Genomic DNA, 6,917 nt, shown 5'->3' on the forward strand with positions numbered 1-6,917 from the left:
GTCGGCATGGGGCGGGTCCTCGTCAGCGGCTGGTGGTGAGCACGCGTGGACGGTCCGGGAGGCCACCGAAGGTGCACCGTGGGTCGTGGGCACGCTCGGGGTGGGACGTGCGTCGACCCAGATACGTGACTGGCACGGTTTCGACCCCCCGGTCTCGCCTTTGTCGCCGGTCCCATCGATGGACGGGGTTCCAGGGCCGGCTGCGGTGGGCGGCCCAGGCCAGCGGCGATGCGGACAGCCTAAGCACGCAGGCGCGGCTCGCCGATTGTCAGTAACCAGCATTGAGCGGGACGAGCGACCTCTAGTGGCAGGGATGGGTCGGTGTTGTCCCCGGATGGTCCCGGGACGGGCCGGGACCATCCCCGGACAAGGGGGTGATCCTGTCAGAGGTGGCGGTGCCGGATATGCGCAGGCGGCCTATCTTGCGGGCCGCACTCCCGAAATGCCCCGTTTGCGGGAAGCATTAATGACGATTTAGCGGCATCTGACCGAATCCGGCAATGCCGCGTCACCGTCTCGTAGATTCGCTGCTCATCGGCTCCTGGCGACGCTGGTGCCCGCGAGGACCCCGTCGGGGGCGGTCTCTGGCACTTTCAGGCCATCGGCAGAGCCGGGGAGGCCCGCGTGGCGGGTCGGGACGGTGCCCCCACGTCCCGACCCACAGGGGGCCGCCGAGACTCGCCGGCTGCCCCCCGGGCGAGGTCAGCCCCGCTTGCGACCGGAGCCGTCGAGGGTGATCTGGTCGCCGGTGACGATCCCGGCCCGCCGCAGCGCATCGGCGATGGCCCCGTCCGGCGCACCACCGCGCCCGCCTCGACCGCCACCCGCGCCGCTACCGGAACCGGCACCGCTCCGGCCACCACCCGCGCCGCTACCGGAACCGGCGCCGCCCCGGCCACCACCGCGTGCGCCGGGCCCCCGACCGGCCGATCCGTCCCGGCCGCCGGCGCCACGGCCTCGGCCGCCCGCACCGTCCCGGCGCTCACCGCCAGCCTCGCCGCGACGCGCGCCCTCCCGACCCACGCCGACGTTGCTGCCGCCCGAGCTCCGCCGTTCGCCACCCGGGCTACCGGTACCGGCACCCGGGCTACCGGTACCGGCACCCGGGCTACCGGCACCCGCGCTACCGCGGCGCCCGGAGCCTCCCGAACCGCGCCCCCCGCCGCCCGCCGGCGCTCCGATCTCGTCGTCCAGGCGTAGCGTCAGCGAGATCCGCTTGCGCGGGATGTCGACATCGAGAACCTTCACCGTGACGATGTCGCCGGGCTTGGCGACCTCCCGCGGGTCGCTGACGAAGTTCTTCGACATCGCCGAGACGTGCACCAGGCCGTCCTGGTGCACGCCGACGTCGACGAAGGCACCGAACGCGGCCACGTTCGTCACGGTGCCCTCCAGCGTCATCCCGGGGGTCAGGTCCGCGAGGGTCTCGATGCCCTCGGTGAACGCCGCCGTGCGGAACGCCGGCCGCGGGTCGCGCCCCGGCTTCTCCAGCTCGGCGAGGATGTCGGTGACCGTCGGCAGTCCGACGGTGTCATCGACGAACTCGGTCGGCTTCAGCGACCGCAGCACGGCGCCGTTACCGATGAGGGTGTTCAGCTCTCCGCCGGTGGCCGCGAGCATGCGCCGGACCACCGGGTAGGACTCGGGGTGCACGCTGGAGCCGTCCAACGGGTCGTCCCCGCCGCGGATGCGCAGGAAGCCGGCACACTGCTCGAACGCCTTCGGCCCGAGCCGGGGCACGTCCCGCAGCGCCTCGCGGGTGCGGAACGGGCCGTTGGCGTCGCGGTGGCGGACCAGGTTCTCGGCGAGGCCCGCCCCGATTCCGGAAACCCGGGTCAGCAGCGGCGCCGACGCGGTGTTGACGTCCACCCCGACGGCGTTCACGCAGTCCTCCACCACGGCGTCGAGGGACGACGACAGCCGCGCCTCGGCCAGGTCGTGCTGGTACTGGCCCACCCCGATCGACTTCGGATCGATTTTGACGAGCTCGGCGAGCGGGTCCTGCAGACGACGGGCGATCGAGACCGCGCCGCGCAGCGAGACGTCCATCCCGGGCAGCTCGGCCGAGGCGTAGGCGGACGCCGAATACACCGACGCCCCCGCCTCGGAGACGGTCACCTTCGTCAGCGACAGCTCCGGATGCCGGCGGATGAGATCGTCGGCCAGCTTGTCGGTCTCCCGGGAGGCCGTCCCGTTTCCGATCGAGATCAGGTCGACGTGATGTTCGGCGGCGAGGCGGGCCAGGGTGGCGATCGACTCGTCCCAGCGCCGGGCCGGGACGTGGGGATGGATGGTGTCCGTGGCGACCGCCTTGCCGGTTGCGTCGACCACCGCGACCTTCACGCCCGTGCGGTACCCCGGGTCCAGGCCCATCGTCGCCCGGCTGCCGGCCGGCGCCGCGAGCAGCAGGTCGCGCAGGTTGGCCGCGAACACGCGCACGGCGGTGTCCTCCGCCGCCGTCCACAGCCGCATCCGCAGGTCCACCCCGAGGTGGACGATGATGCGGGTGCGCCAGGCCCAGCGGACGGTGTCGACGAGCCAACGGTCCGCCGGCCGGCCCGCGTCGGAGATCCCGAACGTCTCGGCGATCCGCTGCTCGTAGCTCGTCGGCCCGGGCACGGGCGGGGCGCCAGGCTCGGGCGGGGTGTCCGGCTCCAGGGTGAGGTCGAGAATCTCCTCCTTCTCGCCCCGGAACGCGGCCAGGATGCGGTGCGAGGGCAGCGAGGTGAACGGCTCGGAGAAGTCGAAGTAGTCGGCGAACTTCGCGCCGGCCTCCTGTTTGCCCTCCCGGACCCGGGAGACGAGCACGCCACGGGACCACATCTGCTCCCGCAGCGCGCCGATGAGGTCGGCGTCCTCGCCGAACCGCTCGACGAGGATCGCCCGCGCGCCCTCCAACGCGGCGCCGGCGTCCGCCACCCCCTTGTCCGCGTCGACGTAGCCGCTCGCCGTGCCGTGCGGGTCTCCGGTGGGGTCGGCCAGCAGGGCCAGCGCCAGCGGCTCCAGGCCCGCCTCGCGGGCGATCTGTGCCTTCGTCCGCCGCTTGGGCTTGTACGGCAGGTAGATGTCCTCCAGGCGGGCCTTGGAATCCGCGGCCAGAATCTGCGCCTCGAGGGCGTCGTCGAGCTTGTCCTGGGCGCGGATGGACTCCAGCACCGCCGTGCGCCGCTCCTCCAGCTCCCGCAGGTAGCGCAGCCGCTCCTCCAGGGTGCGTAGCTGGGTGTCGTCGAGGGTGCCCGTCGCCTCCTTGCGGTAGCGGGCGATGAAGGGCACGGTGGCGCCCCCGTCGAGCAGGTCGACCGCCGCCGTCACCTGCCCCTGGCGCACGCCGAGCTCGTCGGCGATCCGCTGATGGATGGACCGCTGCGGGACAGATGTCGTCGTCACAATGCCTGATCCGCCTTCTCGTCCTCGTCGGTGCTGTGCGCGATGCACGGTGCCGGGCCGTCCGGCCGATCCGCGCTGACTGCGAGACTACGGGCGATCACCTGCCGCTTTCCGTTCGGGCGGTCATCCGGGCTGATCCGCCGGCCGTCGCCGATCGGCGATGGTGCGACGATCGGCCCGAGCCGCCGCCGGTCGAGATCATCCGCCGTGGTGGTGGCTGGTCCGGTGTGATCCGGTGTGATCCGTCCCGTTCGATTACGTTGCTCGGCATATCCCATTGGTTCGACATGACCTATGATGTGCGCGTGCGCATGGGGGATGGGGCCGCGAGTGCGGGACGCTGTTATTCTCCGCATTCCAAGCCGGGCCCGGTCGGATACGGTGCGCTCGCGCCGGTGCCGTCCGCCGCCGGTTTGCGACGCAGGGCGGCGGAGTGAGTCGGGAGAGTACTCTGGGCCCCATCCGTGGCTCGGCCCTCAGTCCGACCGGTGTCGGTGGCATTCGGCACGAGGCTTTTCTGTACCACGGTGACGTCGGCTTCCTTGCCGCGACCAGGGATTTCATCCTCGCCGGTCTGGCGGCGGACGAGGATGTTCTCGTGGCGGTGACGCGGCCGCGGACGGCGCTTCTCCGCGTCGCGCTCGGTCGAGCCGCGAGTCGGGTCACTTTTGTCGATATGACCGAGGTCGGCCGGAATCCGGCGCGTATCATCCCGGCCTGGCAGGAATTCCTCGACCTCGGGATCGAACGGGGTCGGACCATCCGCGGGATCGGCGAGCCGCTGTGGTCCGGGCGTTCCGTCCCCGAACAGCGGGAATGCATGCTCCACGAGGCCCTGCTCAACGAGGCGTTCGTGGCCCCGCCGGCCTGGCGGCTGCGCTGCCCCTACGAGGTGACCACGCTCAGTTCGCTGACCGCTGACGAGGTGTGGCAGACCCATCCGGTGGTGGTGGACGGCGGGCTCGGTCGCATCAGCACGCGCTATCGGCCGCCGGCCGGGCCGGCCGCTGTTTCCCCCGCTTCGGTGACGGCCGCTGCCGCCTCCGTCGTCGTCGCGGTGGCCGATGCCGGGGCCGCCTCCGCCGCCTCCGCCGCCTCCGTGGTGGCCGACACCGGCGTCACCTCTGCCAGTGCCACCTCTGTCGCCGCTGTCGCCGCTGTCGCCACCGCGGCGGTGACCGACGCCGCCGTGGCCGCCGTGGCCGTCGCGGCAGGCGTTGCCGCCGGCCCGGGTGGCGGGGCCGATTCGCATACCCGGCCCGGCGAGGCCACCCGCTCGGATCCGCTTTCCGAGCCGCTGCCGGATCTGGGTCACCCGCAGGCCGAGATCGCGTTCGGCCCGCCTGACCTCGGTCTGGTTCGCGCGGCGGCGACCCGTGCGGCCCGCGCCGACGGGCTGGGGGAGGACCGAGCTGGCGATCTCGAACTCGCCGTGCACGAGGTCGCGACGAACAGCATCCGCCACGGCGGCGGGCGGGGAGTCGCGCGCTTCTGGAGCGGCGATGGCTGCCTGATCTGCGAGGTCACCGACTCCGGTCAGCTCGCCGATCGGCTCGCCGGGCGACGGCGCCCGGACCTCGACCTCAGCGGTGGGCGCGGGCTCTGGCTCGTCAACCAGCTCTGCGATCTCGTGCAGCTCCGCTCGGAGCGTGCCGGCACGACCGTGCGGATGTTCATGTACGTCTGATCGGTCGCGGCGCCGATGCGCATGCCCGGCGGGGCCGGCGGGGGAGGAGACGATGGTGACATCACAGGAGCGCATCCGGGTCGGGCGCGGCGCCTGGCCCGCGGACGGCCGGGGCGGCACCCTGGCCCCGGCGGACGGCGGATCCGCCGCCGGGCCGGGCCGGTGCTACGGGGTCGGCGCGGGCGAGGCCCCGCCCGCCGGCAGCACCGACGCGGACAACCTTGCCGTCCGGGCCGGCGTCACCGCGATCAGCCGGGCGCTGAACTGGCACGGCGGGCCGGGCACCCCGGTGCCGACCGACGGCCACTTCACCGCTGCCACCAGGGCGGCCGTCGCCGCCTTCCAGGAAAAGCTGCAGCCGGTGATCAACCGTGACATGTACCTGCCAACGGTCGAGTACAGCCCAACGGGATTCGTCAACAAGGAGACGTCGTACGCGTTGTTCATGCCGATTGCGGACCGTTACGCGTTGAAGTACACCGTCCCCCGCGGATTGCTGCGCGGAATCACCACCATCGAGAGTAACTGGGACCCGGGCGCGGTCGGTTACTGGACCAGCTCGGATTTCGGGCTCTGTCAGTGGAACACCACACTTCCCGAGGTCACCACCGCCCGGGCGCTCGATCCCTACTGGGCGCTCGACTCCACCGCCCGGGCGATGCGAGAACGATTTGATTCCGACCGCTGGGGCCACAACTGGCTGTACGTCATTGCCGCGCACAACGTCCCGACCTGGGCCGCGCAGTGGGCCCAGGGTGAACTGTCCGCCGCCGATCCGGCCGACAAACCCAAACTTGACCGAATGAACGGCTACGTCAGCAACGTCCTGGCCCGCGTCTGGTAACCGTGGTGGCCGGCTCGCCGCCGAGAGGCCCCCGTGGCGCGGGTCAGCCAGGCTGGTCTGTGACCTTGTCCAGGACCGCGGTGTTCAGCCGGCGAATGCCGATCGGAGCGAAGGTGCGCTCGAAGAAGCCGCCGACCCCGCCGGCGCCGTCCCAGGTGGTAGTCGCCGTGACAGTGCTCTGCTGCTCGCCGGCACCGGGCGCCACCTGCCACCGGGTCTGCAGCGAGGAGTTCTGGTCCACTTCGACCAGGGTGGTCGGATCCGGTGCGGACACCGTCGCGTCGACCTGGCGGACCCGCTTGCGGGTGGCCTGCAGCCGGTAGGCGATCCGGCTGCCCGCGCCGGTGCCGCCCGCCAGCACCCGGTACTCCGAGACGTTCTCCGGCCAGGACCGGGCCCGGGCGCCCTGGTAGTCGGCCAGCTTCGCGACGACCTGCTCGGGAGTGCCGGGCACGGCCCGCTGGACCACGACCTTGATCTGTGCCACCGCTGTTCCTCCCACGCTGCCGGGCGTCCGCACCGATCAGACTCGCACGCCGGCCGGCGAGCCGCACCAGGGCCGTCCGAGCGCCGGCCGGGATGGCCGACTCCGCTACGCAGAGTTACATTGCCGGGGATGCTGGTGGCGGGCCCGAGGCGGGCCGCAGCCAACTGGGCGCCGACGGGGGGTAGGCCGATTTCTCGCGTGTGGCCAGGGTATCCGCGGGCCTTCGGCGATCTGTTGGTCTTCTGCGCCGGTGCGGACAGCCGCGCGGTGGCTCCGCAGGACCGGCCCCGCTTCGTCACCGCCGGTGCACTGATGCTGCTGACCGCCGGACTCGCCACCTACGCGGGGGCGACGGTCGCCGGGATGGGCCTGCATCGCTCGACCCTCGGCGCGCTCCCGTTCGGCCTGTTCTACGCGGCGGTGATCTTCTTCATTGACCGCTCGGTGCTGCTGTCCACGCGGCCGTACCGTCACGGGCGGGACGGGACGGTGCTGGTGGGTCGGGCCAGGCC

5 protein-coding genes are annotated in these 6,917 nt (G+C 72.3%); 3 read left to right on the plus strand and 2 right to left on the minus strand.

Features of this window, described 5'->3' with window-relative positions:
• Window positions 1-702: 702 nt before the first annotated feature.
• Window positions 703-3,387 (minus strand): Tex family protein, encoded by a 2,685-nt coding sequence (locus NBZ83_RS28560; protein ID WP_261576177.1) that lies wholly within the window; start codon window positions 3,385-3,387, stop codon window positions 703-705.
• A gap of 433 nt (window positions 3,388-3,820) precedes the next feature.
• Between NBZ83_RS28560 and NBZ83_RS28565 the strand changes: the two genes are divergently transcribed.
• Window positions 3,821-5,074: a sensor histidine kinase gene (locus tag NBZ83_RS28565; RefSeq protein WP_261564489.1), complete on the plus strand. Its 1,254-nt coding sequence runs from the start codon at window positions 3,821-3,823 to the stop codon at window positions 5,072-5,074.
• Window positions 5,075-5,126: 52 nt separating this feature from the next.
• Complete coding sequence (locus NBZ83_RS28570; protein WP_261564488.1) at window positions 5,127-5,918, plus strand: lysozyme family protein; 792 nt, start codon at window positions 5,127-5,129, stop codon at window positions 5,916-5,918.
• 43 nt (window positions 5,919-5,961) lie between these two features.
• On the opposite strand, the gene NBZ83_RS28575 is transcribed toward NBZ83_RS28570, so the two are convergent.
• A complete protein-coding gene (locus NBZ83_RS28575; RefSeq protein ID WP_261564486.1) occupies window positions 5,962-6,405 on the minus strand; it encodes an SRPBCC family protein in 444 nt (147 codons plus the stop codon).
• Window positions 6,406-6,672: 267 nt separating this feature from the next.
• Here NBZ83_RS28575 and NBZ83_RS28580 point away from each other — a divergent pair.
• On the plus strand, window positions 6,673-6,917 hold a 245-nt coding region (locus tag NBZ83_RS28580; protein ID WP_261576178.1), incomplete at its 3' end, for a DUF4407 domain-containing protein.

It is taken from the genome of Frankia gtarii, from assembly GCF_025403375.1.
GTDB lineage: Bacteria > Actinomycetota > Actinomycetes > Frankiales > Frankiaceae > Frankia > Frankia gtarii.

Excerpts from the sequence above, each read along its gene's own strand:
- NBZ83_RS28570 (WP_261564488.1), top strand. The coding sequence starts at position 5,127 with ATGGTGACATCACAGGAGCGCATCCGGGTCGGGCGCGGCGCCTGGCCC.